25 protein-coding genes are annotated in these 26585 nt (G+C 30.2%); 15 read left to right on the top strand and 10 right to left on the bottom strand.

The genetic code is table 11. The features are described 5' to 3' along the window. Positions 1–37: 37 nt before the first annotated feature. From SJY27_RS04245 to SJY27_RS04195, 11 genes are all read left to right on the top strand, one after another. A complete protein-coding gene (locus tag SJY27_RS04245; RefSeq protein WP_397447020.1) occupies positions 38–796 on the top strand; it encodes a hypothetical protein in 759 nt (252 codons plus the stop codon). Further along, positions 762–3089, top strand: a complete 2328-nt coding sequence (locus tag SJY27_RS04240) for a choice-of-anchor Q domain-containing protein (RefSeq protein WP_397447019.1) — start codon at positions 762–764, stop codon at positions 3087–3089. Before SJY27_RS04245 ends, SJY27_RS04240 begins: the two co-directional genes overlap by 35 nt. A 136-nt stretch (positions 3090–3225) precedes the next feature. Further along, complete coding sequence (locus tag SJY27_RS04235) at positions 3226–3693, top strand: DUF6495 family protein (protein WP_397447018.1); 468 nt, start codon at positions 3226–3228, stop codon at positions 3691–3693. 150 nt (positions 3694–3843) lie between these two features. Next, positions 3844–4257 carry a response regulator gene (locus tag SJY27_RS04230; RefSeq protein ID WP_397447017.1) on the top strand — a complete coding sequence of 138 codons (414 nt, stop codon included), beginning with the start codon at positions 3844–3846 and terminating at the stop codon, positions 4255–4257. Beyond that, positions 4258–4806: a heme NO-binding domain-containing protein gene (locus SJY27_RS04225; RefSeq protein WP_397447016.1), complete on the top strand. Its 549-nt coding sequence runs from the start codon at positions 4258–4260 to the stop codon at positions 4804–4806. 226 nt (positions 4807–5032) lie between these two features. Next, positions 5033–6172, top strand: coding sequence for an FIST signal transduction protein (locus SJY27_RS04220; protein ID WP_397447015.1), 1140 nt, complete (start codon positions 5033–5035; stop codon positions 6170–6172). Continuing rightward, complete coding sequence (locus SJY27_RS04215) at positions 6172–7218, top strand: ATP-binding protein (protein WP_397447014.1); 1047 nt, start codon at positions 6172–6174, stop codon at positions 7216–7218. The genes SJY27_RS04220 and SJY27_RS04215 overlap by 1 nt, the downstream gene beginning before the upstream one ends. 2 nt (positions 7219–7220) lie before the next feature. Beyond that, complete coding sequence (locus SJY27_RS04210) at positions 7221–7544, top strand: Hpt domain-containing protein (protein WP_397447013.1); 324 nt, start codon at positions 7221–7223, stop codon at positions 7542–7544. A gap of 13 nt (positions 7545–7557) precedes the next feature. Then, a complete protein-coding gene (locus tag SJY27_RS04205) occupies positions 7558–8268 on the top strand; it encodes a LytR/AlgR family response regulator transcription factor (protein ID WP_397447012.1) in 711 nt (236 codons plus the stop codon). A gap of 108 nt (positions 8269–8376) precedes the next feature. Beyond that, the gene (locus SJY27_RS04200) at positions 8377–8619 is read left to right on the top strand and encodes a hypothetical protein (RefSeq protein WP_397447011.1); all 243 of its coding nucleotides are present in this window, start codon (positions 8377–8379) and stop codon (positions 8617–8619) included. A gap of 11 nt (positions 8620–8630) precedes the next feature. Further along, on the top strand, positions 8631–8903 hold the full coding sequence (locus SJY27_RS04195) for an STAS domain-containing protein (RefSeq protein ID WP_397447010.1): 273 nt from the start codon (positions 8631–8633) through the stop codon (positions 8901–8903). Here SJY27_RS04195 and SJY27_RS04190 read toward each other — a convergent pair. Next, positions 8900–9592: an SIR2 family NAD-dependent protein deacylase gene (locus SJY27_RS04190; protein ID WP_397447009.1), complete on the bottom strand. Its 693-nt coding sequence runs from the start codon at positions 9590–9592 to the stop codon at positions 8900–8902. The two genes, SJY27_RS04195 and SJY27_RS04190, sit on opposite strands and share 4 nt — an antisense overlap. 64 nt (positions 9593–9656) lie before the next feature. Between SJY27_RS04190 and SJY27_RS04185 the strand changes: the two genes are divergently transcribed. Then, entirely contained in the window at positions 9657–10325 is a 669-nt protein-coding gene (locus SJY27_RS04185; RefSeq protein WP_397447007.1) for a TrmH family RNA methyltransferase, read from the top strand. A gap of 168 nt (positions 10326–10493) precedes the next feature. Here the strand turns inward: SJY27_RS04185 and SJY27_RS04180 are convergent, their stop codons facing one another. Further along, positions 10494–11102, bottom strand: coding sequence for a hypothetical protein (locus tag SJY27_RS04180; RefSeq protein ID WP_397447006.1), 609 nt, complete (start codon positions 11100–11102; stop codon positions 10494–10496). 258 nt (positions 11103–11360) lie between these two features. On the opposite strand from SJY27_RS04180, the gene SJY27_RS04175 reads away from it, so the two are divergent. Genes SJY27_RS04175 through SJY27_RS04165 form a run of 3 tightly spaced genes read left to right on the top strand, consistent with a single transcriptional unit; the run spans position 11361 to position 15614 of the window. After that, entirely contained in the window at positions 11361–13451 is a 2091-nt protein-coding gene (locus SJY27_RS04175) for an HAD-IIB family hydrolase (RefSeq protein ID WP_397447005.1), read from the top strand. Positions 13452–13455: 4 nt separating this feature from the next. Further along, positions 13456–14730 carry a glycosyltransferase gene (locus SJY27_RS04170; protein ID WP_397447004.1) on the top strand — a complete coding sequence of 425 codons (1275 nt, stop codon included), beginning with the start codon at positions 13456–13458 and terminating at the stop codon, positions 14728–14730. 2 nt (positions 14731–14732) lie between these two features. Continuing rightward, positions 14733–15614, top strand: a complete 882-nt coding sequence (locus tag SJY27_RS04165) for a carbohydrate kinase (RefSeq protein ID WP_397447002.1) — start codon at positions 14733–14735, stop codon at positions 15612–15614. 1 nt (position 15615) lies between these two features. Here the strand turns inward: SJY27_RS04165 and SJY27_RS04160 are convergent, their stop codons facing one another. The 8 genes from SJY27_RS04160 to SJY27_RS04125 form a co-directional block, all read right to left on the bottom strand. Then, entirely contained in the window at positions 15616–16413 is a 798-nt protein-coding gene (locus SJY27_RS04160; protein ID WP_397447001.1) for a M23 family metallopeptidase, read from the bottom strand. 18 nt (positions 16414–16431) lie between these two features. Beyond that, positions 16432–17757, bottom strand: coding sequence for a M28 family peptidase (locus SJY27_RS04155; RefSeq protein WP_397446999.1), 1326 nt, complete (start codon positions 17755–17757; stop codon positions 16432–16434). Between the two features lie 4 nt (positions 17758–17761). Further along, positions 17762–19096: a hypothetical protein gene (locus SJY27_RS04150; RefSeq protein ID WP_397446997.1), complete on the bottom strand. Its 1335-nt coding sequence runs from the start codon at positions 19094–19096 to the stop codon at positions 17762–17764. Positions 19097–19189: 93 nt separating this feature from the next. After that, complete coding sequence (locus SJY27_RS04145; protein ID WP_397446996.1) at positions 19190–19537, bottom strand: DUF6249 domain-containing protein; 348 nt, start codon at positions 19535–19537, stop codon at positions 19190–19192. Between the two features lie 186 nt (positions 19538–19723). After that, complete coding sequence (locus SJY27_RS04140) at positions 19724–22147, bottom strand: zinc-dependent metalloprotease (RefSeq protein WP_397446995.1); 2424 nt, start codon at positions 22145–22147, stop codon at positions 19724–19726. A 142-nt stretch (positions 22148–22289) separates the two neighbouring features. Beyond that, positions 22290–23264 carry a M20/M25/M40 family metallo-hydrolase gene (locus SJY27_RS04135; protein WP_397446994.1) on the bottom strand — a complete coding sequence of 325 codons (975 nt, stop codon included), beginning with the start codon at positions 23262–23264 and terminating at the stop codon, positions 22290–22292. A 179-nt stretch (positions 23265–23443) separates the two neighbouring features. Next, on the bottom strand, positions 23444–25255 hold the full coding sequence (locus SJY27_RS04130) for an acyl-CoA dehydrogenase family protein (RefSeq protein ID WP_397446993.1): 1812 nt from the start codon (positions 25253–25255) through the stop codon (positions 23444–23446). A 138-nt stretch (positions 25256–25393) separates the two neighbouring features. Further along, positions 25394–26584, bottom strand: coding sequence for an acetyl-CoA C-acyltransferase (locus SJY27_RS04125; protein WP_397446992.1), 1191 nt, complete (start codon positions 26582–26584; stop codon positions 25394–25396). Position 26585 lies beyond the last annotated feature (1 nt).

The raw sequence follows: 26585 nt of genomic DNA, 5'->3' as shown, positions 1-26585 counted from the left end.
TGATAGATATTTAGGTTTTAATCTAAAAAACTATCAAATGAAAAACATTTTAAAACTTTTAGTTTGTTTAACAACTTTAGCAAGCTTCTCACAAAAAAACTTTTATGAAACCATAGCTTCTCATGGAGAGAGTGCAATATATCAACGTTATTATTCTGTATATAAAGATGATAATGGTAAACAAGTTATTGCAGGAAAACAATATCAATTAAAAGCCGAAATTGTAAAGTTTCAAGATATAAATGCTGGTTTTAAATTAGTAGCAGCTTCAAAAAATGATTTGGCAGGGATAGCTACTATTGATGTAACCAAATCTAAATCTCATAAAATTATAGGATACCCAAATGTTTCTCTTCTTGTAGATAGAATTTCGAGAAAAGGTTATGTAGCTATAAATGATTATATTTTTAAACTAGGCAATGTTTGGAAAGAGAAAGATGGCATTGGTTTTAATGATATTGATGCCATTTATATTAGAGTAGGCGCAAAAGGAAGCGAAGGAAAAAACACCTCTGGAAAAAAGAAGAAAAAGAAATTTGGTGCATTTATGAATAAACTAAAAGATGCTGCTATGAATAAAACACCTTCTGAATGTACAAGTCCTGCTTGTAAAAAAGCAGAAGGTATGGATTTGAAAAAGTTTGTTTTTGAGTATTTACAAAGTATGAAAGTAAAACAAGACGCTTATACGCTTACAACTAAAGATAAAGTAGATATTGCAATACTTAAAGGAGCTGTAGATGGTTATTATAAACATGTAAATGAAAAAAACGACGCCTATTGGAAAATATACTAGAGCATTAGGAGGTACATTGGATGTAAATATTACCAATTCTTTATTTTTAAGTAATACTTTAGAAGCAGCATCTGGAAATGGAGACAATGGTTTGTTATGGTTTAGACAAGACCCTAATTTTCCGCAAAATATTACTATCGTTAATTGTACATTTGCTAGAAATACAAATATAACTAGGTCAGCTGGTTCTTCTATTATAGTTGCAAATAAAGCAGGTAATGGTTCAGTTAGAGTAAAAGCCTTCAATTCTATTTTTTGGGAGAATCAAGACGCTTCCAATAATCCAATGAGAGCCCTTGGTAATGATCATCCATCTTTACAAAATGCAAACTTATATCAAATAGAATCTTCAATTTCAGAAGAAGGATTAACAAATTTACCCCATAACAACACTAGTGTTATCAATATAAATAATAGTAGTGAAGACCCATTGTTTAAAAACTCTAAAGATTTTACGCTACAGCATAATTCCATTGCAATTAATGTTGGAGATAACAGTAAAATTCCTTCAGGAATAACAAAAGATTTACTAGGTAATACAAGGTTACAAGCAGATAAAGTTGATCTAGGGTGTTTTGAAACCTCATCATCAATAAGAAATGCACCTTTTAAAATTACTTATGTTGATAAAAATGCAACAGGAAATAACGATGGATCTTCATGGTCAAATGCACTTACAGATTTACAAACTGCATTAACTAATGCAGATCCAACCAAAGAAATTTGGGTAGCTAAAGGAATTCATAAACCAGTTCTTGGTGGTGGAGGCAGATTTAATAGGTTTTTAATTGATAAGGATTTTACTACTATTTATGGTGGTTTTGCAGGAAACGAAAAAAGCCCTTTAGATAGAGATATCAATAATAATCAAACTATTATTAATGGTGATGTAAATGATGATGATACAGGAAATGATTTTTCTAGAGTTAATAGAACAGACAATTTGTATCAATTATTTGTAATTGATACTTACAACGTTACTATAGATGGTTTTACCTTAACAAGTGGTACTGCAGATGTTAATTCTGCTACAGGTGTTAACCCAAGAGGAGAAGGAGCAGCTATAACCGTTATTCCAAGAAATTTTTCTATTCCAGTAAATCTTACTTTAAGAAATTCTATTGTAGAAAATAATTTGTGTATTAGAGGGGGTGTTATTAGAGTGTTAGATAAATTAGGAACTATCAATGTAGAAAATACAGTTTTTAGAAATAATTTGGCAACGTTTGCAACAGTGCTGTATACAAGAGCTTATGTTGCAACAAATGGTAGACTAAATACAAACATTACCAATTGTCTTTTTGACAGCAATACTTTAGCTAAAACTTCGGGAATTTCAAGTGGAGGAATTATGTATTTTAGAGGAGCTCAAGTTTCAAAACAATTTGTAATTATAACCAATAGTACATTTGTTGATAATGACAATGCAAGTAGTGGAAACACTAGTGCAACACTTATTAGTGCTCAATCTGGTATTGATGTAAAAGCATACAATAGTATATTTTGGAATAACAAAAATGCCAATAACCAAACACTATTAACGGTTGGTAACGATATTAGTTCTGGTGTAGGGTCTTTTACAGTATCTAACTCGCTTTCAGATGATACTTCTTTTGATTTATCCACAACTTCTGGGAATATTAATTCAAATCCACTGTTTACAAGTACTACTGATTTTACATTACAATCTTCGTCACCAGCTGTTAATGCCGGAGATAACTCTAAAGTCCCAACAAATATTAACTTAGATCTAGCAGGAGAAACTAGAATATTTGGTACAGCTGTAGATATGGGGGCCTACGAATCTAAAGTAGTAGGGATAACAAAAAGAACATTAACCATAACAGCAACAAATGGTACAGTAACAACAAATCCAAATCCTATAAATGGTACTTATGATGATGGTACTGTAGTAACAATTACAGCCATACCTGATAATAATTTTGGGTTTGTAGAATGGACAGGAGATGTTACAGCAACTACCATAACAACAACAGTTACTATGGATGCAGATAAGTCAATAACAGCCAATTTTAGTGCTACAGCAAGCACAAACGACGAAATTTTGTTGCAGAACACATTCAAGGTTTTTCCAAATCCTGTACAAAATGTGTTAAATGTTGCGACAGATATTGAAATTGAAACTATTAAAATTTATAATGTATTAGGAAGAAAGGTAATGGTGTTAAATCAAAAAAAAATAAACGTATCAAATTTAAATGCAGGTATTTATTTGATGCAGATAGAAACAAGAAAAGGAAAAAGAGTAACTAAAAAGTTTATGAAAAAGTAAAAATTTTTGCTTGTGAAAATAAGGTCTTTCATAATTTTTTGAAAGGCCTTTTTTTATGTCTAATCAAAAAGAAACACTCTTAATACTTTTCTTATTTTTGCGGTAAAATTAAAGGTTTTAAACTCATAAATTAAGTATGAAATACAGACAACTTACCAAAGAACAATTTGAAGGTTTGCATCAAGAATTCGCCCATTTTTTAGCCACACAAAGTATTGATGTAAAAGAATGGAATCAAATTAAAACAGAAAAACCAGAAATTGCAGAAGAGGAAATGAATATTTTTTCTGACATTGTTTGGAATGATGTATTAACTAAAACCAAATACATCGAACATTTTTCTGAAACATCAGCAAATTTGTTTAAATGCGATGAAAATCAAATACATAGAATAGCCATAAAAATCAATTGGGATATTAATTTACTAGAGCAAAAAGGTTTTGAGTGGTTAATGAAAAACCCTATGGACAATTCTGTAGATATTTTTAAAGGATCAAAATCGTACACCAAAGATAGAAACAAAGAAATTTTCGATTTAGTAGAAAAAGGAAGTACCATTTCTAAAGGAGAAATTTATGACTATTTTAGTCAGTTAATAGGCTAAAACTCCCCGTTTTTTTTACAAAAACAGTTTATCGATACTTTTTTGCATTTTAACCTAGGTTTTATGCCTTTTAACACGCTATTGTTAGAGATAAACCAGTTTAACGTTATTTTAGTACTCATTTATCCCTTAACCTAGGTATCATTTCATATGGAAAAATGTTTAAAAGTTTTATTGGTAGAAGATAATTTAATCGAAATAATGAAAATGAAAAGAACCATTTCATTATTAAAATTAAAGCATACTTTACAAGAAGCTAAAAATGGGGAAGATGCTCTAAAAATTTTAGAAGACAAATCTAATATTCCAGATATTATTTTATTAGATCTAAATATGCCAAAAATAAACGGAATTGAATTTCTGAAAATTATTAAAGCAAATGAAGATTTAAAACACATACCAACAATTATACTAACCACATCTAGCAACCAAAAAGATTTATTAGAGTGTTATAGAACAGGTATGTCTGGGTACATATTAAAGCCTTTAAAATATGAGGAATATGTAAAAAAAATAGAGACAGTTTTAGCCTATTGGAGTGTAAATGAACTAAGAAAACTGTAAATGAAAGGCATTGTATTTACCGAGTTTTTAGATTTGGTCGAAAAAAAATTTGGTTTAGAAATGTTAGATAAAATTATCTCTGAATCTCAATTATCTTCTAAAGGTTTATATAGTAATATAGGTACTTATAGTTTCGCAGAAATGCTGCAATTACTACAAAATTTAAGTAGTAACACCCTTATACCTGTAGACGATTTATTATTGGTTTATGGAGAGCACTTTTTCTCTGTATTACAAGATAGTTATGGAAATCTTTTATCTACTTACAAAGATCCTATAGAAATGTTGTCTTCTATAGAAAATCATATTCATGTTGAGGTTCAAAAAATATTTCCAAAAGCAGAACTGCCAACTTTTATCATAGAAAAAAAAGAAGAGAATAATTTAATTATGATTTATAAATCTTCTAGAGCTATGCATCATTTTGGTTTAGGCCTAATGAATAAAACTTTTTCGCATTTTAATGCTACTGCAAATATTACGATGCAAAAAATTAATGAAGAAGGTACAGAAGTTAGGTTTTTAATCAATAAAAAAATATACCCTTAAAATTCAGAGTTTTAAGTGAAAAATAATCATACAAAAGGGTTAAAATAATCGAAAAAATAGATTGCTACAGGAAAAATCTTTAAAATAAAAAGAAAGAATCTTTAAATATAGGTTTAAAAATTGTTAAAAAGATTGTAGATTTATACCAAGCACATTTATAGATTCAATAAAAAACCAAGTGTAGGTTTAGTATACTATTTATTTTCACCCTCAAAAAATAAAGAAAATGAAAACTGTTCAATTAAAAAAAGTTCGAAATGAAAAGCTAGAATATTTATCAGAAGCAATTTCACTTAAAGAACCTTTGGTTTTGGTATTTGGTAACAGATACATGTTACAAGATGAAAATATCTATAAAGAAATAAGAGCAGTTTTTAATGATGGTCATTTTGTTTTTGGCTCAACTTCTGGAGACATTACTTCTTATTCTGTAGATGACGAGTCTATTACCATAACCGCTATTGAGTTTGAAAAAAGTACTTTTACAATTAAAACAGCTAATGTTTCAAATGCTGATCAAAAAATTGATAGCAATCTTGTTGGTAAAGAACTAATACAACAATTACCACAAGAAAATTTAAAGTATGTTTTTGCTGTTTCTGAAGGTAGTTTTGTAAACGGAAGCCAATTAACTATTGGTATGAATACAGCTACAGAAGACAATTTATTGATTACAGGTGCTTTATGTGGTGATGGGGCTAGGTTTGAAACTACGTTAGCTTCTTACAATCAAAAACCAAAAGAAGGAGAAATTGTTGTTGTTGGTTTGTATGGAGATACGTTAGAAGTTTCTTTTGCTACAAATGGAGGTTGGACACCTTTTGGTCCTGAACGTGTGGTAACAAAATCTGAAGATAACCTACTTTACGAATTAGATAATAAGTCTGCTTTAGATTTATATAAAAAATACTTAGGAGAAAAATCTAAAGAATTGCCAGGTGCAGCCTTGCTATATCCACTAAAAGTAAAATCTTCTGATGAAAAAAAATCTATTGTTAGAACAATTTTAAATATCAATGAAGATCAAAACTCTATGATTTTGGCTGGTGATATTAAAGAAGGATCTAAAGTGCAACTGATGATGACTAATGTAGATAGCATTGTAAATGCAGCAGAAGTTGGTGCTTTAAAAGCCTTAAATTATAGAGAAAATAAACCAGATTTAGCAATTTTGGTAAGTTGTATTGGTAGAAAATTAGTTTTAGACCAAAGAGTAGAAGAAGAAGTAGAAGAAGTTGTAGAGGTAATAGGTAAAGAAGTAACCGTTTGCGGTTTTTATTCTTATGGAGAAATAGCACCTTTTAATGGCGAAAAAAATTGCCAACTTCACAACCAAACAATCGTCATTACCCTAATTAGCGAATAATGAATTCTCTTTTAAAAAGACAATTAAGAAAATACCTACCTAAAGAAATGCATTCTAGCCCAGATCTAGAAAAGTTTTTAGACGCAGTAGATAAATCTTATAATAATTATGATGAGCAATTTGCCATGTTACAAAGAGCGGCTTCTATTAGTTCAGAAGAACTTTTTCAATTCAACAAAAAATTAACAGAAGAAACTGAATCGCAAAAAAAGGTGATTTCTAAATTAAATAATGTAATTAATACTTTAAAATTTTATAATTTAGACGAGGTAAAAAATATTGAAAATTCAGATTCTTTAAAATTAGCCGATTTTATAGACAACCAAACCAAAGATATTATCGAAATCAATAAAGAAAAAGATAAATTGGTTAGAAGCTTAGAAAAACAAAATCAAGAGCTTAATGATTATGCACACATGGTTTCTCACGATTTAAAATCGCCTTTACAAAGTATAGATGCCTTAATAGCATGGATGAAAGAAGATTATTTTAATGATTTAGGCGAAGGTGGTAGAGAAATTGTAAACTTAATTATTGAAAATGTAGAAAAAATGGATACGCTTATAAAAGGTATTTTACAATATTCTACCATTGGTAAAGTAGAGAAAAAACGCTACGAAATAGACCTAAACATACTTTTAGACGATTTAATACTTACCATTGACAACCCAGAAGATATAGAAATTACTTACCCCAATAACTTACCCGTAATTTATGGCGATTACCAAAGAATCGAACTACTTTTCTTTCATTTAATAGATAATGGAATTAAGTTTAACGATAAAGGAAATAAAGGTTATGTAAACATTAGCTTTGAAAATAATAGCGATTATTGGAAATTTAAAATAAAAGATAATGGTAAAGGAATTGATAAAGAGTATTTTGATAAAATTTTTATTGCTTTTCAAAAATTAGAGAACAATTATAAAGCCACAGGAATTGGCTTATCTATAGTTAAAAAAATAGTAGAAGCTTACAATGGAAAAATTTCATTAGAATCAGTACCAAACGTAGCCACTACTTTTGTATTTACATTAAAAAAATAGATTTGGAAAAACCTAACTTAATTTATATTAACCAATTGGCAAGAGGAGATGAATCTATAAAACAAACTTTAATAGATGTTATAAAGGCAGAGTTTCCGGATGAAATAAAAGAGTACTTTAAAAGTATTGAAGAAGAAAATTTTAAAGAAATTGAAGCAAATGTTCATCGAATTAAACATAAATTTAGTATTTTGGGACTCGAAAAAAATTATGAAAAAGCTAATCAGTTTGAGGAAAATTTGAGAGAACATCAATTAAACATCAGTCAAAAAGATAATTTCGAAAAAATTCTATCAGTGATTTCTCAATATTTAAAAACTATTTAGACAGATAACCTCTATGAACTGTATTGTTATAGATGACGAGAAAATGGCAAGAGTTATTATTCAAACGCTATGTAATGAAGTAAAATCATTAAATCTTGTTGAAGAATTTTCTGGTGCTATAGATGCAATTAAATATTTAAATGGTAATCAAGTAGACCTCATATTTTTAGATATACACATGCCCAATTTTAGTGGTTTAGATTTTATAAAAACACTAAAAGACCCATGTAAAGTAATTTTTACTACCTCAGATCCTAAATTTGCTATAGAAGCTTTTGAGTATGATTTTATTGTAGACTATTTATTAAAACCAATAGAATTACCCCGTTTTGAAAAAGCCATTAGAAAAGCACAAAAATTAAATTTAAATCAAAATAAAGAGGCTGACGACAAAGCACAAGAAATAGAAATCAAAAATGATTTTTATGTAAATATTGATAGAAGATTGATTAAAATAGATTTGTCTAAAGTTTATTTGATAAAAGCTAAAGGAGATTATATACATATTAAAACTGAAGATAAAGACTATGTTGTACACTCCACCTTAAAAAAAATAAAAGAAAAATTGCCAGATTCTTTGTTTTTAAAAGTCCATCGTTCTTATATTATTAATGTAAAAAAGATTATAGATATAGAAGACAATAGTGTTTTAATAAAAAAAGATGTGGTTCCTGTAAGTAGGTCTAACAGACCAGAATTGATGAAACGATTAGATTTACTATAAAACATTAATCGCAATAAAACACGTATTCAACGTTAGGTAAAGTGTAAAAAGCGAATTTTTAAAGTATTAAAAAATAGAATTATTAATTTTATGGTATAGCAAAATACCATGAAAAACTTTTTAATTGTTTGGACATCAATAATAATAGCTACTCTAAATATTAATGCTTTAGGAGAGTTAGATTACAAATTATTAGAAAAATCAAAGCAGAAGAGTCATTACGAACAAAAAATAATACTTAATGAATCAATTAATTGGAGTTTTGGTTCTACAGTTTTTAAATTAATTCATTTTGCAGAGATTTTGTTTATCTCAGAAATAGGCAGAAGAAAAACAAGAATTATTAACTAAATTTATATATTATGTCCCTCAAAATTTCAAGAAAAAAAAGTAGTTATCATGTAAAAGGTAAAGTAATTACACCTAACGTAACAAAACTACTAAATTACTTCACCAAAAAAATCAACAAAAAAAATAGAATAATTTTAAATATTGAAGAAGCTATAGAAATTGATAAACAAGGACTACATGCTATTGAGCAATTATTAAAATTAGCGACTACGAAACAAAAACAATTCTATATTGTTGGTGGAGGTTGCAAAGAAATTTACGACCACTTTCAACAAGCAAGTTAAATAGCATTTTGCTTTAAAATTTTAACCAAACTATCTGTTCCACAACTAGCCACGTCTTTAATTATTTTTAAGTTATTAAAATCGTTTTCAGAAACAGAGGGTTTAGGATCTATGAAATAAATAGGTGTATCTTGCTGTATGTAGTTTATTAAACTAGCAGCAGGATATACTTGCATAGAGGTACCAATAATAATTAAAATATCTGCCTTTTGGGTAATTGTAATGGCATAATCTAGCATAGGTACCATTTCACCAAACCAAACAATATGAGGTCTTAGTTGGCTTTTATACTTACATAAATCGCCCAACAGAAGGTCTTTATCCCAATCTAAAACGTAAGTTTCATCTTTTGTACTTCTTACTTTTAAAAGCTCTCCATGTAAATGAGTAACTTTAGTACTACCAGATTTTTCGTGTAAATTATCTACATTTTGAGTAATAATTTCAACATCAAAATAAGTCTCTAGTGCAGCCAAATTATAATGGGCTTTATTGGGTTTTGTGCTCAATAATTGTTTTCTGCGTTGATTGTAAAAATCTAAAACCAATTCTGGATTTTTTTTAAAACCTTCTGGTGTAGCCACTTCCATAACATCATGTCCTTCCCATAAACCATCTGCATCTCTAAAAGTTTCTATGCCACTCTCAGCAGAAATTCCAGCACCAGTTAACACCACTATTTTTTTCATCAGTTTAAATTTAATGTTTGTTTACTTTAATTAAAAATAAGAATAAAATCATAAGTTTGTGTTTATGATTGATAAAAAACTTTTAGAATATTTAGAAACCTATCTAACATCAAAAAGAAAAGATACTTTTAAAAGGGTATTAGAGCATAGAACACGCCATTTTACAACTGTTTTAGAAGATATTTATCAACCACACAATGCGAGTGCTGTTGTAAGAACTTGCGATATTTTTGGTGTTCAAGATGTACATGCTATCGAAAATAAATATGTAAACAGAATTTCTAGATACGTAGCTAAAGGCTCACAAAAATGGATTACCTCTCACAGATATAAATCAGATGGAAACAATACGCAAATGTGTTTTAAAGCATTACAAAAAAAGGGCTACCAAATAATAGCTACAACACCACATACAGATTCTTTATTACAAGATTTTGATATTCATAAAAAAACAGCTTTTGTTTTTGGTTCTGAAGCAGATGGTGTTTCTGAGTATGTTAAAGATAATGCAGACGGATTTTTAAAAATTCCTATGGTAGGGTTTACAGAAAGTCTAAATATATCTGTAGCAGTTGCTATACTTTTGCATGACGTTACTACAAAATTGAGAAACTCTACTATAAATTGGCAACTTACCAAAGAAGAAAAAGAGCATTTATATTACAATTGGGTGAAGAAAACAATAAAAAATGTTGATGAAATTGAAGCTGATTTTTATCAACGAAAAATGTAATGGTAGGTATGAATTAAAAACTAATAGATTGTATTTTATAGCAATCTAAAAGAATAGCAGAATAGAAATTGTTACAAAACAAGGTTGAACAATACAATAAAATTGACACCTTAATATAATTAAGGTGCCAATTTATCAATCAACCAAAAATAATAAATAAATAATATTTTAAAAATTTATAACAAATAGATTTAAACTGTTTTGTAAAGTTTTGTCTAATTCTGTTTTTAGTATTTTATTCAAAAAAGGATAAATATCTTTACCAATTTGAGCTTCAACTTTAGGGGTTATAGGTGTACTAATAATGAGTTTGTTTTCTAGATCAATATAATTCTTGTAGAACTCCATGTTTCGATCACCATAAGTTAAAGCTTCATTAATTTGCATGTATTTTTCAATTTCTTCTGCAATTTTTTTGCGTATAACCGTATTTACAAACTCTTTTTTTACGTTAGTAGATAAATTTTTACTGATTTCAGTTTTTTTAACTTCTTTATTTTTATCAAAAATGGAAGTTTCATTTTTTTCAACAATAAAATATTTTTTATGGTTATCATTTAATGAAAACTTACCTTCTGAATTGTTCTTAATATCTTTTAATTCTAAATTAATTATTTCAGGAAACAGATTTAAAGGTGTTTTTTTACCCGTAAACGAATTTTTATTTAATTTATTCTCAAAAATGTTTTCATTTAATAATGAAGTTTCAGCTTTTTCAACTTGAGAAAAAGTAACTTGATAGGCCAAAATAAGCAATATGTAAAATGTTTTTCTCATGATTAGTAGTTTATATTACAAATATAAAAGTAATACTATCATAATTAAACAAAAAGCTATTGGTTTATCTTATAAACAGATAATTAGCAGTTATAGGTATTGTATATATATTAATCAAAAGAGTAATAATTTTCAATACAATACTTATCAATTCATAATTTTATTATATCCTTAATACTATAAATATAAAAGGGTTAATGTTTCATATCCTCTTTAAAAATTTTTAAATTAGAGATTCAGAACCAATTTAAAATCATAATGATCGAAGAAAACAAGCAAATGAAACCTTTAAAATTACTCTCTTTTGATATAGATAACACGCTTATCGATTTTTATACCTTTAAGAGTAATTTTAGTAAAGTTTGGGAAAAATATGGCAAACCAACAGATGTTTTACTCACCTTTAATACAGGTAGATTAATAGAAGATGTGCTAGATTTAATACAAAAAAAAGTGCTTCCAGAGCCAGATTACATTATTTCTGGTGTGGGTACGCATATTTATAATTACAAACAAGCTTCTACAGAAAAGGAATTTAACGATATTTTAGAAGATGGTTGGGAAATTAATGCTGTTGAAAAAGTAATTCAGTCCATTGCTCATCCTATAAGTGAGCAACCTTCTAAATTTCAGCATTCTTACAAAAGAAGTTATTTTTTATATGATGCTTCTGCAGAACTTATAGATAACATCTCTCAAAAATTTGTTGATGAAGGCATGGATTTGAATGTGGTGTATTCTGGTAATAAATTTTTAGACATTTTACCAAAATTTGCCAATAAAGGTAATGCTTTGCAATGGTTAATTAACAGATTAGAGTTAAGTGCTAATCAGGTTATAGTTGCAGGAGATAGTGGAAATGATTCTGCAATGTTTGACTTGCCCAATGTAAACGGAATTGTAGTAGCTAATGCGCATAAAGAGTTATACGACTATACAAAATATAAAAATGTATACCATTCAGAAAAAGAAAAAGGAGATGGTATCATAGAGGGGCTAATTTATTTTGATATTTTACCTACAGAAGCTAAAGAAGATACTGTTATAGACCATTCAGATGATTTTTTTATACAGAAAGAATTAGATATAATTGCTTTAGAAGATGATGACGAAAAAATAGCACTTATTCAAGAAGGGTATAAAAAAGCCATTGAAGCTTTAAAGAAAAACATAACACCTTTAGGCTTTTCAGCCTGTTCTATAGAAGATAATACAGCTCATGGTACAGATGAAAATTACTACAGTGTTTGGGCAAGAGATGGTGCTATAACAGTAATTGGCTCTTTGTCTTTAGTACATGATGATGAAATTCATAAATGCCAACGTAAAACATTAGAAACACTTTTGGAGCATATATCAAGAAATGGTCAAATTCCATCAAACGTTCGTATAAAAAATAACGAACCCGATTATTCTGGTGTTGGGGGTATTTGTTCTATTGATAGTGGTATTTGGGTAGTTATTGCGTTTTATGAATATATTAATGTAACCAAAGATTTCGATTTTTTAAGAAAATATATAAACGATATCAAAGAAACAATGCGTTGGTTAGGTGCACATGATAGTAATAATGATGCATTGTTAGAAATTCCAGAAGCTGGAGACTGGACAGATCTTTTTGGTAGAAGTTATAATATTTTGTATGATGAAATACTTTGGTACAGAGCCAATGTATGTTTTGGTAGGCTAATGGAAATGTTAGGAAATCATGAAGATGCAGGCGAATATATCAGGTGGTCTCAAGTAATAAAAAAAGAAATTGTAGATAATTTTTGGCCCTCTACAAAACAACAATTATTCCAGTCTGTTTCATTTGCAGAAAAACAATTCACCTTAGGAGATACCTCTTATCTTATAGCCCAAACAACACCATTCGATTTTAGTTGGAGGTGTGATGTTTTTGGCAATGTACTTGCATTTTTACACGGTACTATTGATGCTGAAAAAGCACATCAAACGTTTAAATTTATGTTAGGTGTAGGGGTTAATGATCCATTTCCTGTATCAAATGTATATCCAGTAGTAAGTCCTGGAGATCCAGATTGGCGTCCATATTACACCGTAAATTTATTGAACCTACCAAATCATTACCATAATGGAGGTATTTGGCCATTTGTTGGTGGTTTTTGGGTAAAATTTGTGAACAAGTTGGGTTTTAGAGATGTAGCAATTTCAGAATTACACAAGTTGGCTTTAATCAATAAAGAAGGTATTAATAATGAATGGGAGTTTACAGAGTGGGCACATGGTGTAACAGGTAAACCAATGGGTAAAGCTTACCAAGCTTGGTCTGCTGCGCAATATATTTCTGCTTGTCACGAATTAAAATTAACGAAAACAAAAAAATAAAATTATGAAATCGATATTAATGATCTCTTTACATGGCTATGTTGCTGCTAATGCTGAATTAGGAAAACCAGATACAGGAGGTCAAGTAGTTTATGTTTTAGAATTAGCAGAACGATTTAGTAGACTTGGCAAAAGAGTAGATTTGGTTACGCGTCAATTCGAAGATCAACCAGAATACGATCATGTAAATGAAAATTACGATGTTTGGCGAATCCCTTTTGGAGGTAAAAAATTTATCAGAAAAGAAGACATGCACGATCATCTTAAAAAGTTTGTAACCAATACCTTGGCTGCTATTAAAAAAGAAAACAAAAAATATGATGTAGTCTACTCTCATTATTGGGATGCAGGTTGGGCAGGTCAAAAAATTGCGGAAGAATTAGGCGTTTGTCATGTACATACACCACATTCATTAGGTTGGTGGAAACAGCACACAATGGGTAGTGATATGGATGAAAAAGAGATGGAAAAAACCTATCGCTTTAAAGAAAGAATTAGAAAAGAATACTTTGTATACCAAATGTGTAATTTTGTAATTGCAACCACTTTACCACAAGTAGATTTGTTAATTCAGCAATACGATGTATTGCCTAAAAATTGCAGTATGATTCCTCCAGGAATAGATGAAAATCGTTTTTTTCCTGTACCTTCTAAAGAGAATGATAAAATACGTTTAAAATATGACATTCAACCAACAGACGTGTTGGCTTTGGGTAGAATGGCACACAATAAAGGCTATGATTTATTAATAAATTCTTTACCAACACTTTTTGAATTATGCCCAGAAGCAAGATTGGTTGCTGCTATTGGTGGAGATTCTAAGCAAGATAGAGAAGGTATAGAAAAGCTAAAACAAGTGGCTTCTGAAATAGGAGTTACGGATAAAATTAAATGGAAAAATTATATTGAAGATGAAGATTTGGCAAACGTATATCGTTCTGCAAGTATTTTTGCAATGCCCTCTAGATACGAACCTTTTGGCATGGTTGCCATAGAAGCTATGGCTTGTGGAACACCAAGTGTGGTTACTGTACATGGTGGTTTATGCGATTTGATTGATTTTGGAAATCAGGCATTATTTGCAGATCCTCATAGGCCTAAAGAGTTTGGTGCAATGATGGCAATGCCATTATTATATCCACAATTGCGTAACGAAATGTCTGTAGAAGGGGCACGTTTTGCAAGGCGTAATTTTGGGTGGACAGGTATTGCAAAACGAATGTTAAATGTTTTTAGAAGTTCTATTAATCAAAGAACTTCAGAATCGAATATTTATTAATAATGAATAAGTTTGTTTCTTTTGGTGAAGTTTTGTGGGATGTTTTTCCCACTTTTAAAAAAATAGGTGGAGCGCCTTTAAATGTAGCTTCTCGTTTGCAGTCTTTTTCTAATCAGGTTGCTTTGATCAGTGCTATTGGTAATGATAAATTAGGAAAACCCATTTTAGATTATCTACAAAAACAAAATATAAACACAAGTAATGTTCAAGTTTTAGATGATTTTGATACTGGTAAAGTAGCAGTTACTTTAAATAAAAAAGGCGTAGCAAGCTATGAAATTCAACACCCAAAAGCATGGGATAAAATAAAGCCAACATTGGCAGCATTAGCCTTGGTAAAAGAGGCTAATGCTTTTGTTTTTGGTACTTTAGCTGCTAGAGATCAGGTTTCTAAAAACACATTGCATCAGCTTTTACAAGTTGCATCATATAAAATATTTGATGTTAATATTCGTAAACCTTTCTACGATATAAATACAGTATTAGATTTAATGCTAAAGGCAGATTTTATTAAATTTAATGATGAAGAATTGTATGAAATAGGTGCAGATTTAGGATCTCCTTATCATAATTTAGAACAAAACTTGCATTTTATAGCATCAAAAACAAAAGTAAAAACCATTTGCGTTACAAAAGGTGAGCATGGTGCAGTTTTATTATTTGAAGGTAGTTTATATTATAATAGTGGTTTTTTAGTTAAAGTAAAGGATACTGTTGGTTCTGGTGATTCTTTTTTGGCTGCTTTAATTCATAAATTAATAGCTAAAGAAGAACCACAAAAAGCATTAAATTTTGCTTGTGCAGTTGGGGCTTTAGTAGCTAAAAATGATGGAGCAAACCCAATAATTACTGAAAAAGAAATTAGTGAGTTTTTACAAGACTAATTTAATTATTAAAAGCGTATTTTCCTTTTTTATACTTTTCAGAAGGTATAGAATCTAACAGATATGGTATAGAAACAAACCCGTTTGTGGTAGGTTTAAATACTCCAAAATGTAAATGTGGTGCTGTAGAAAACCCTGTATTTCCAGAATACCCAATAATTTGACCTTTTTTTACAGAATCATTTTTTTCTACAGCTGCACCATTTTGTTTTAAATGTACATATTGTGAAAAAGTACCATCTTTATGATAGATTAAAATATAATTGGCTTTATCATAATATTTTTTGTTTTTTCCACCTTCGTTAGAATCTTCTTTAATCGCTACAACAACACCATCTCTCATAGCACAAACTGGTTGCCCAACATTCATTTTAAAGTCTATGGCATATTTTGAGAAATTAGAGTTATGTGAAAATTTACCAAAATGGCCTTGCATAATTTTATAGCGTTTGCCCTTGCTAAAAGGCAAGCCATAATTAAAACTAGTATCGTATTTTTTAAACGGATAACTACCATACTTCATGATAGGGTTGTATTTTTTTAAAACTTTTAAGGTATCTGGTAGCGTGTCTTGTAGTTTTAAAATCACTTTTTCTTGAAACGGATTTATATGAATTACAGTGTCTAAACTACCTTTATTAAAAGTGATAAATGTTGGGCAAGAAAGCGGATTTTTTGCACTAACAATTAAAGTGTTTTTCTCTATTTTAAAATGGATATAAGATGGTTTTATAATTTTTTCTTGTACACTTTTACAAGCAAAAAATATTACAATTGCAAAACCCCAATAAGATTTCATTAGAAAAAAATTTTATAATTAACGAAATACTTTATTCGGAAAAACAACAACACTTTCATGACCATTTTCGCCAACAGCAGCAACACCAAAAAAGAAATTGTCTATTACAATTCCGTCTAAAGTAAATTCTGTAGTTTCCACATACCTTGAATTGTCCCAAGTAGGAGAGGTTGTATCTCTCCAGTAAATTTTATAACCTTTAGCACCTGCTACTTTGCTCCATTTAAATTTTACAGAAGGTTCTACAATACCACCAATAGCAACTTCTTTGGGTGCTTCTGGTGCCCAAGCCAATGAAGCTAAATTAATTGCATTTACAGCTGTTAATTTTTTTGCATACGCAAAGTTTACATGTTCAAAAGTATCACCATAATTAATACCATTTTCAGTTCTAATATCTTGATGTTGTTGTGTGTAGTTTTCGTGCGCTTCCATAATTCTGATTCCTGCAAAACCTAAATCGTTAAAAGGTCTATGATGGCCTCCACGTCCAAATCTATCTAATCTATAAATCATCATTGGATTCATTTCTGGCATATACGTTTTTGTGGTTTTGTGGACATATCTAGCCAATTGACGAGAAATTCCATCTACTTCACCACCATAAAAACGACGCATTCTGCGTTGTCTTTCGGTTTCGTTTGCAGGTACAGGTTCACTAAAAATTCTAAAAGCTCTATTATCAATTACACCATCTACACCTTCAATATTTCCAATCATATCGTTATTTAAAATACCAATAATATCCCATTCTTTTTCTTTGGTATATTTTGCCAAACCTGCACCACCAAAAAGTCCTTGTTCTTCACCAGATAAACCAACATAAATAATACTACTTTCAAATTTGTATTTGCTTAAAACTCTTGCAGCTTCTATGGTTCCAGCCATTCCAGAAGCGTTATCGTTTGCGCCTGGTGCATCTGTTTTAAAATCCATAGTATTGCTTGCACGCGAATCAATATCACCACTCATAATAATATACTTATTTGGGTATTTTGTGCCTTTTTGAATGGCTACAACATTAACAACGTAAGCATCATGAGGAACTCTATTACCCATTGCTTTGGTTACCAAATCTTTTTGATAAAAAACGTTTAAACAGTTGTTACAAGTGCTAGAAATTTTATCGAATTCAGATTTTATCCATCTTCTTGCAGCACCAATTCCACGAGTATCAGAAATGGTATCAGAAAACGTATTTCGTGTACCAAATTCAGTTAGCTTTTTTACATCAGCTTTAATTCTATCTGCTGAAACAGCATTGATAATATCATAAATTTTTTGATCGGTTTGAGAAAAAGTAATGCTTGTAACTAGTAAAAGTAAGAGAGTAATTTTTTTCATTTGTTTATTTTTTGAATTTCCAAAAAGGTATTTGTACTACGTTTCGTAAAATAGTATCTTTTTTATTGTTGATGTATTTTCTATTGATTTTTAACAAATGTTTACCTTCTTTTAGGCTATCTATGGTAACATAAGTTTCGAATCCTAATTTTTTATTTTTGCTTGATGAAACTACGTAGTTCGTTTTGTAATAAGTATCATTTATTTTGGTTAAATACACCTGATTAAAAGTTTTATAATAGGCTTTTCTTAGACTATCTAATTTCTTAAAACTAATATCGTAATTGTTGTTAAAAACCACACCAGAACTTAAACCTCTTCTATCGTTTTTGGGCCTTAAACTTGGGTTGTAATCAAATAATCGTTCCTCTAAATTATCATTAAAAACAATAAAAATTTTTAGATAATTATCTGTAATTACTTTAGATTGAATGGTGGCTTTGTTTATAAAATCGTTTTCTTTTAGAATTGATTCATCATAGTTGTTTGAATTAGCCACAAATTCTGAGGATTTTCTATTGATGTTTAAATAATTTGAATTTGTATATTTAAAAGAACTTAAGTATAAAATGCCAATATAAATTGGCACAAGAATAAAACTTAGCCGCTTTCCAAATTTATTATCTAAAAAATTATAAACTAAGGGTCTGTATAAAAACGATAAAGTAATTACGTTAAAAATTCTGTAAATCGGAAAATAAATTTTACTAGTCCATTTTTTACGTTTTAAAAAGCCTTGCGTTAAAAAATCGATAAAGGTTAATAATATACCAATTAATGTAAAGATCATTAATCCAATTCCAATAACTAAAAAAATATTTTCCCAATAGCCTTCAAAATCATTATCTAAGAATACAAAAATTATGGTTAGTAAGGTAATAAAGCATAAAAAACTGGCCAAGAAATAAAAAATAAAGAGAAAAGAAACCGCAAATAAAATACTACAATAGTCTTCTAAAGTTGCAATATAATTATCAAAAGAACCAATTCTTTTTTTTAGGTAATTGGTGAATTTTGGGGAGTATTTAAGAACTTCATAGTCAATATCACCAGAAATATAGCGTAGGCCCAATGCACCAATCCATAAACCTCTTAAAATTACGTGAATTAGTAAATTAGCAATCAAAATCCAACATGAAATACTAAGTGCAAACCAAACCAAGCTTTCTGCCAAATGTTGGTCGTGTTGTGCTATCTCGAATTTTAAAGACAAAGTATCTGTAGCAGAGAATAAGCCTAAAATTGCAAAACCAGAAATTAGTAGTTCTAGTTGCCAACTTTCTTGTTGTAACTTATCTAGAAGTTCTTTAAAAGTTGAATTTTGCTTTTCTTTACTCATATTAAAAAAGTTCCTTAAAGATACTAACTTTCTAATGCATAAAAAAACCGCCTTTAATTATAAAGGCGGTTTTAACAGAATTTATAAGAATAGTTATTCTTTGTCTAATTTCTTGGTAAGTGTAAAGCCTACAAACAAACCAACACCAGCCATAAAAAAAATGGTTGCTGGGTAAATAGCATCGCCATCTAAACTTGTATAGGTTTCTAAAATAAGTGCTAAAAATACCCCAAAGCCAATACCCATTAATAAAAGTGATAGGTTTAAAATAAGCACTTTCCAAAAAGGTGCAGCATTTTTGGGTTGCCCTTTCATAAAAATACTGGCATCTGCACCTTTTTCTATTAAGGCCATTCTTTCTTTATTTCTAGTTGAAAAGAATAAATAAATGATACCGAATAATGTTCCAAAAATTATAATTAATACAGCTACTTCTTCCATAATTTGTTATTTTAAAGTTTTAAATTGATTTTTATTATTATGTTGTAGCTTTGACGAATGCTTTTACATATAGGTTACAAAAATGTTTAAAAAACTTTTTTTTAAAATTGATATCGATAAAAAAAACATTTAGATGACTTTTTAAAAGTTCGTCTAAATGTTTTTTTGCTTTGTAAAAACTATTTTTTACTTCGGATTTAAAATTTCTTTTATCCTTGCCAAACAATCGTTATAATGATATTTTGTTATTCGATTTACTTTTCTGTTTTTTGCAATGGTTAATTGAAAATTTAATGTTTGTAATTCTCCTCTTGCGATAGACGAAATATCAGAGTTTTTAATTTCATCATTATTAAGTAATGAACCTAATCTGTTAATGTATGATTTTTGTAAGTTTCGTCTAAAAAGATCTACATTTTTAACATAATTTAGTTCTGAGAAAATACCAGATCTTAAATCACGCATCATTTCTAAAAGAGTGTACGTTTTATCATCAATAATTTCGGCATCAATTATCATTGATAATTTTGTTGGGTTTAATAGTGTGTACAATTGCCTGTTTTGTAAACGGAGCATTCTACTGGTATAACCACTTTCATCTATATTTGCTAATATTTTAGGATTTAACAACCAATCTTGGGTTTTAAATGCATTTTGTTGTAACCAAGCCATTGCTTCTTTTTGTTTTTGTTTAGGCACAGGTTGGTATACCAAACCTTTTTGTGTGGGCTTTTTATTGTATTCGTACACACCACCTATATTTCCTGTAACATGGCCTACATATCTATTCCATACTCCTAATAATTCACCATACAGTTCAGATAAATCGTCATAATTATTAGTTTGGTTTGATGTCCATTCTGGTAAATTGTTGGCAACTATTTGTAAGTTTTTCATTCCGTAGGTAGATGCTTTTACCTGATCATTACCAATACCTTCTGTTTGCGCAGATGGGTCAAAACGTTGTCCTCCAAACCTATAAATAGGGTTCTCTGCTTTTTCTTCAATCCATTTATCTAAAGTTTTTACTTCATCTTCAGGAGTTTTTGCCGATGGAATTTTTCGATATCCCCAGTTGATAGCATAATGGTCATAAGGCCCTAACTGACGAATAAATCTGATGTTTTCATCACCAGGTTGAGCAACATAATTATAGCGTGCATAATCCATAATGGTTGCTGCAATACCCATTTTCTGAGTAAATTTTCCAGAACGTAAAGAATCTACTGGATATGCATAACTGGCAGCCATATTATGGGGTAAACCTAGGGCGTGCCCAACTTCATGAGAAATTACCATACGCATCATTTCTCCAATTTCTTCATCTGGCGTGTTTAATGTTCTTGCAGAAGGATTTGCAGCACCAGTTTCTAATAAATATCTATTTCTGTAAGAACGTAAATGATTATGATACCAAATAATATCACTTTCAATAATTTCTCCTGTTCTTGGATCAGAAACACTTGGCCCTGTGGCATTTCTGGTTGTACTTGCTACATATCTTATAGAAGAGTAGCGAATATCTTCCATACTAAATTCTGGGTCTTCTTCTTTAGTTGGAGGGTATTTGGCCATAATTGCATTTTTAAAACCAGCAGTTTCAAAAACTTTAGCCCAATCGTCTACACCTTGTTTAATGTATTTTTTCAATTTATCTGGTGTACCAGGATCTAAATAATATACAATTGGTTTTTTAGGTGCTACCAACTCTCCTCGATTATACGCATCAATGTCTTTTGGTTCTAAACGCCAACGTCTAATATATCTTTTATCATCGGCTTTTAAGGCTTCAGAACTATAATCTACATTACCAATAGAAAAATAACCAACACGTTTGTCATACAATCTTGGCATCATTTTATGCTCTGGCAATACAATCATAGATTGATTTACGCGAATTGTTATGGTATTTGTGCTTGAATTACTTGGAGGTGCATCTGCATCAAAAGTAAAGTCTTGTACAACCTCAATATTTTTAGGATAACTTTTTATAGAGTTGATAAAACTTCTGGAAGCATCTAATCTTCTTACTTTATATCTTTTTCTATAATAAGAAGGTAAAGCAGTGATGGCTTTTATATCTGATGAGAACAATTTAGTAACATCAACCAAAACAGCAGTAGAATCAGCATTTTGAGTTTTTATATCAAAAGCGTAAATAATAGGTTCTAAGTTATTTGCTTTTACAGATTTATAGATGGGTAAAGAATCGTTTGCAACAGCATCGTAAGATTTTACTTTTAATAAAATTTTATTTTGAAATTTTTCCCAAACAATTACTTGTGTATTAATTTTAGAACCAGCATTTACATAACCACCTCCTAAACCAGCCGGAATTTCTTTAATTCTAGTAACCAAAAGCATTTCTTTACCCAATTGATTTTTAGGGATTTCATATATAAAATCACTTTTGTTTTGATGCACTTTAAAAAGGCCATCATCAGTTTTTGTTGCTGCTTTTACAAAGTCTGAATATTTAGGTGTTTTACTTTTTTTTGGTTTTTGTAGTGGTTGTTCAGTTGGATTTTTTTTTGATTTTTTCTTTTGAGCTTCCATTGTAGTAGGCATCATAAATGCTAAAATCAATGAAAAGAATACTATTTTTTTCATAATTAACGTGTAAGTTGAGGTTTATGAGTCGAAATTAAGGAAAACTTATATTTCTATCAATATTTACATTGTTAAAAAAGAAAAACGATAGACAAGTTTCCTTATTTATCGTTTTTTATAATGTTAAAAGTAGAATTTTTTACTACTTACTTAGTTTTACATCAAAATTTTCAATAGCTTGAATAATGATTTTTACAGCTTCTATATAAAACTCTTCGTTTATAGTGCCATAAGTATCTGTATGCCTGTGGTAATCTTTATGATCTGGAACACCAAAATAGATAAAAGGAAGCTTTTCTTTATGAAAAACTCTATGATCTGAAGAAAAAGTCCAATCTGATTGTGCTTTATTTTCTGGATCATCATGCCCAAAAAGAAGCATGATTTTTTCAGAATAAATCTTTTCTAAAGGTTTTCTTAAATTTGGGTGATGATACAAGCCAGATGCAAACAATTCTGGGTCATAATCGCTATGAGCAATCATATCTAAATTGATGTTTAATGCAATATTTGGTTTGTTGCTATAATTTTTTAAAAAATATTCAGCACCTAAAGAGCCAATTTCTTCAGCATCTACAGCTGCAAAAATTAAATTATGTTGTGTTGGTTTATCTTTAAAATATTCAGCAATGGTAAACAGAGCAGCAGTTCCAGAGGCATTATCATCAGCACCATTATAAATACGTTCATCTCTAACACCTAAATGATCAAAATGTGCAGTAATTATAAAATCTTTATTCGTTTGGCCTTTAAGCATTGCAATTACATTAGCACCAGCAGCAGTGGTGTCTGGCACATTAGAATAATCGTTTAAAGGTTTACGTTTAACCATCGGAAAAACCTCATGCCTTGCTTTACCTTTAAAAGTATGCGAAAATTCTTGAAGATAATTATTGTTGATAGCAGGGCGTATGCCTAACTCTGTAAATTTATCTATAATAAATTGTTGCGCTTTCTTGTTTCCAGGTCTAGAAAATGCCCTTCCTTGGTAAGAGTCATCAGATAGCGTTTTAATATTTTCTAATAACTTATCGGTATTAATATCGATAGGTTTTGGTTCTTTGCAGCTCCCGAATATCATCAAAAAAGCAACAACTGAGATTAATTTTAATTTCATAGTTGTACTGAATTCTTTTTAATACATTGGGGAATTCGATTTGCAAATATAATAAAAGACCATTAATTAAAATGGTCTTTTTTAACAAACAACCTAAATTTAAAACTTTTTTAAGTTTTAAAACTTTTATTGCGACTAATAAATTGAGTTATTTTCTATTTTTAATTTGATAATTAATCTTAGAAACAATATTTATTTTCTGCTTTTAATTTTTCTGCAATTGTATTTCTCAACGCAATTACATTAGGGTAATTTGCATATTTAGTAAAACGCTTTAAGCCCATTAATAGCATGCGTTGCTCATCACCTTCTGCAAAAGAAATGATAGCTTCTCTACCATTTTTTGTGATGATTTCTACAGCATTGTATAAATACAATTTTGCCATTGCAATTTGCCCTTCTTGTGCTTCTTCACCAAAACGTTTTGCATTTTTCTCTGTACGTAATAAGGTAGATTCTGCCATATATATTTCGTTCAAAATCTCTGCAGCCGCCAATAATAATTGTTGATGTTGTTCTAAATCTGGTCCAAATTTTTGAATTGCTGATCCAGCAACCATTAAGAAAACCTTCTTCATTTTCGCAATCATTTCTTTTTCTTCTGCAAATAATGCTGAATAATCTGGAGTGTCAAAAGAAGGTATTCCCATTAACTCATCAGCAACAGCTTGGGCAGGCCCTAATAAATCTACATGCCCTTTCATTGCTTTTTTAATCAGCATACCTACAGAAAGCATTCTGTTAATTTCGTTTGTGCCTTCATAAATACGCGCAATTCTTGCATCTCTCCAAGCAGCTTCCATTGGTGTTTCTTCAGAGAAGCCCATTCCACCAAAAATTTGGATCCCTTCATCTGCACAAGCTTGTACATCTTCAGAAACGGTTACTTTTAAGATTGAGCATTCAATGGCATATTCTTCAACACCTTTCAATTCTGCTTCTTGATGTGTATTTCCATTTTCCATTCTCATTGCAATTCTATCTTCAATATCTTTTGCAGCTCTATAACTTGCAGATTCTCCTGCATAAGTATTCGTAGCCATTTCAGCTAATTTAGCTTTGATAGCACCAAAGTTTGCAATCGGAGTTTTGAATTGTTTACGCTCGTTAGCATATTTTAAAGCTGTGGTTAACACTCTTCTTTGAGAATCAATACAAGCTGCCGCTAATTTAATTCGCCCAACGTTTAATGCATTAACCGCGATTTTGAAGCCACCACCTCTTACTGATAACATATTTTCTGCAGGTACAATAGTATCATTAAAAAATACTTGTCTAGTAGACGAGGCACGAATTCCTAATTTATGCTCTTCTTCTCCTAAAGTAATTCCATTTGGATTTGCTGCATCATATTCTACAATAAAGCCTGTGATGTTTTTATCATCTTCAATACGCGCAAAAACAATCATCAAATTACAGAAACCTGCATTTGAGATCCACATTTTTTGTCCGTTTATTTTATAAGATGAACCATCTTCTGAAATTTCAGCAGTTGTTTTACCAGAGTTTGCATCAGAACCTGCACCTGGCTCTGTTAAACAATAAGCACCCATCCATTCACCAGAAGCTAATTTAGGAACGTACTTTTGTTTCTGTTCTTCTGTACCATATAAAGTTATTGGCATCGTTCCAATTCCTGTATGTGCACCAAAAGCAGTACTTAAAGAACCATTTCCACTAGAAATATATTCACAAGTAATCATAGTAGATACAAAGCCCATTCCCATTCCTCCATATTCTTCAGGAACAGCCACACCTAAAAAGCCTAATTCACCAGCTTTTTTCATTACCTCTTCTGTTAAAGCATAATCTTTAGCTTCAAAACGATCTCTATGAGCTACAATTTCACGATCTGTAAATTCTCTTACAGCTTCTTTCATCATAACTTGCTCTTCAGTAAAATCTTCTGGTGTAAAAATGTCTTCACATTTAGACTCTTTCACCAAAAATTGTCCACCTCTTAAAATTTCTTTATTTTCTATTGCTTCCATATTAGCCCCCTGTCCCCCAAAGGGGGAAACCTACCAAGGGTAAGTAGGATTTTATAAATTAATTATATATTTTTAGAATATTTTTTCATTTTGATTCCGTATTCAGTTCCTCCCTTTTGGGGAGGTTAGGAGGGGCTTTTAATTTAAAAACTCAAAAATACCAGCAGCTCCTTGTCCAGTTCCTACACACATGGTTACCATTCCGTATTTTCCTTGCATATTTCTTTTGCGCATTTCATCAAAAAGTTGAACAGACAATTTTGCTCCTGTACAGCCTAATGGATGACCTAAAGCAATTGCACCACCATTCACATTGATGATATCTGCATCTAAACCTAATTCACGAATTACAGCTAGAGATTGAGAAGCAAAAGCTTCATTCAATTCTATTAAGTTAATATCTTCTTGTTTTAAACCTGCCTGTTTTAAAGCTTTTGGAATTGCAGCAACTGGTCCTATTCCCATAATTCTTGGAGGCACACCAGCAGCAGCATAACTTACCATTCTTGCAATTGGTTTTATATTCAATTCTTTTACCATTTCTTCACTCATTACCATAACAAAAGCAGCGCCATCACTAGTTTGAGAGGAATTACCAGCAGTTACACTTCCACCAGCTGCAAAAACTGGTTTTAATCGTTGTAAACCTGCAATATTAGATCCCTTTCTAGGGCCTTCATCTTTAGTAACTGTATATTTTCTTGTGGCTTTTTTACCTTTTGCATCTATATACGTTTCTTCAATTTCAATAGGAACTATTTGGTCTTGGAAACGATTTTCCTCTTGTGCTTTTAACGCTTTTAAGTGAGAGTTTAAGGCAAACTCGTCTTGATCTTCTCTCGAAACTTTAAATTGATCTGCAACAGCTTCAGCTGTATTTCCCATTCCCCAATAATAATCTGCGTTACCTGCAGCTACTGTATCATAATTCAATTCGGGTTTAAAACCTGTCATTGGCACAGAGCTCATACTTTCTGCTCCACCTGCAATGATACAATCTGCCATTCCAGATTGAATTTTAGCTACTGCCATACCAATTGTTTCTAATCCAGAAGAACAAAAACGATTTACAGTTACACCTGGAACTTCTTCAATTTTTAATCCCATTAAAGAAATTAAACGTGCCATATTCAATCCTTGAGAACCCTCTGGCATTGCATTTCCTACAATTACATCATCAATTCTTGTTTTATCGAATTCAGGTAGGTTTTTCATTAAGTGTTGAATCGTTTCAGCAGCCAATTCATCAGCTCTTTTGAAACGGAATGCTCCTCTTTTAGATTTGGTTACTGCTGTTCTATATCCTTGTACTATATATGCTGTTTTCATA

This window comes from Polaribacter sp. R77954, from assembly GCF_044595335.1.
GTDB lineage: Bacteria > Bacteroidota > Bacteroidia > Flavobacteriales > Flavobacteriaceae > Polaribacter.
The sequence above is the reverse complement of the archived record's forward strand: the minus strand, read 5'-3'. Positions and strand labels throughout refer to the sequence as shown.

What these genes read in the sequence shown, in the direction of transcription:
- SJY27_RS04185 (WP_397447007.1), top strand. Translation starts at nt 9,657, where the DNA reads ATGATTGATAAAAAACTTTTAGAATATTTAGAAACCTATCTAACATCA.
- SJY27_RS04125 (WP_397446992.1), bottom strand. Translation starts at nt 26,584, where the DNA reads ATGAAAACAGCATATATAGTACAAGGATATAGAACAGCAGTAACCAAA.
- SJY27_RS04235 (WP_397447018.1), top strand. Translation starts at nt 3,226, where the DNA reads ATGAAATACAGACAACTTACCAAAGAACAATTTGAAGGTTTGCATCAA.
- SJY27_RS04175 (WP_397447005.1), top strand. Translation starts at nt 11,361, where the DNA reads ATGATCGAAGAAAACAAGCAAATGAAACCTTTAAAATTACTCTCTTTT.
- SJY27_RS04180 (WP_397447006.1), bottom strand. Translation starts at nt 11,102, where the DNA reads ATGAGAAAAACATTTTACATATTGCTTATTTTGGCCTATCAAGTTACT.
- SJY27_RS04140 (WP_397446995.1), bottom strand. Translation starts at nt 22,147, where the DNA reads ATGAAAAAAATAGTATTCTTTTCATTGATTTTAGCATTTATGATGCCT.
- SJY27_RS04220 (WP_397447015.1), top strand. Translation starts at nt 5,033, where the DNA reads ATGAAAACTGTTCAATTAAAAAAAGTTCGAAATGAAAAGCTAGAATAT.
- SJY27_RS04145 (WP_397446996.1), bottom strand. Translation starts at nt 19,537, where the DNA reads ATGGAAGAAGTAGCTGTATTAATTATAATTTTTGGAACATTATTCGGT.
- SJY27_RS04225 (WP_397447016.1), top strand. Translation starts at nt 4,258, where the DNA reads ATGAAAGGCATTGTATTTACCGAGTTTTTAGATTTGGTCGAAAAAAAA.
- SJY27_RS04230 (WP_397447017.1), top strand. Translation starts at nt 3,844, where the DNA reads ATGGAAAAATGTTTAAAAGTTTTATTGGTAGAAGATAATTTAATCGAA.
- SJY27_RS04135 (WP_397446994.1), bottom strand. Translation starts at nt 23,264, where the DNA reads ATGAAATTAAAATTAATCTCAGTTGTTGCTTTTTTGATGATATTCGGG.
- SJY27_RS04240 (WP_397447019.1), top strand. Translation starts at nt 762, where the DNA reads ATGAAAAAAACGACGCCTATTGGAAAATATACTAGAGCATTAGGAGGT.
- SJY27_RS04165 (WP_397447002.1), top strand. Translation starts at nt 14,733, where the DNA reads ATGAATAAGTTTGTTTCTTTTGGTGAAGTTTTGTGGGATGTTTTTCCC.
- SJY27_RS04215 (WP_397447014.1), top strand. Translation starts at nt 6,172, where the DNA reads ATGAATTCTCTTTTAAAAAGACAATTAAGAAAATACCTACCTAAAGAA.
- SJY27_RS04205 (WP_397447012.1), top strand. Translation starts at nt 7,558, where the DNA reads ATGAACTGTATTGTTATAGATGACGAGAAAATGGCAAGAGTTATTATT.
- SJY27_RS04130 (WP_397446993.1), bottom strand. Translation starts at nt 25,255, where the DNA reads ATGGAAGCAATAGAAAATAAAGAAATTTTAAGAGGTGGACAATTTTTG.
- SJY27_RS04170 (WP_397447004.1), top strand. Translation starts at nt 13,456, where the DNA reads ATGAAATCGATATTAATGATCTCTTTACATGGCTATGTTGCTGCTAAT.
- SJY27_RS04200 (WP_397447011.1), top strand. Translation starts at nt 8,377, where the DNA reads ATGAAAAACTTTTTAATTGTTTGGACATCAATAATAATAGCTACTCTA.
- SJY27_RS04150 (WP_397446997.1), bottom strand. Translation starts at nt 19,096, where the DNA reads ATGAGTAAAGAAAAGCAAAATTCAACTTTTAAAGAACTTCTAGATAAG.
- SJY27_RS04190 (WP_397447009.1), bottom strand. Translation starts at nt 9,592, where the DNA reads ATGAAAAAAATAGTGGTGTTAACTGGTGCTGGAATTTCTGCTGAGAGT.
- SJY27_RS04155 (WP_397446999.1), bottom strand. Translation starts at nt 17,757, where the DNA reads ATGAAAAAAATTACTCTCTTACTTTTACTAGTTACAAGCATTACTTTT.
- SJY27_RS04245 (WP_397447020.1), top strand. Translation starts at nt 38, where the DNA reads ATGAAAAACATTTTAAAACTTTTAGTTTGTTTAACAACTTTAGCAAGC.
- SJY27_RS04195 (WP_397447010.1), top strand. Translation starts at nt 8,631, where the DNA reads ATGTCCCTCAAAATTTCAAGAAAAAAAAGTAGTTATCATGTAAAAGGT.
- SJY27_RS04160 (WP_397447001.1), bottom strand. Translation starts at nt 16,413, where the DNA reads ATGAAATCTTATTGGGGTTTTGCAATTGTAATATTTTTTGCTTGTAAA.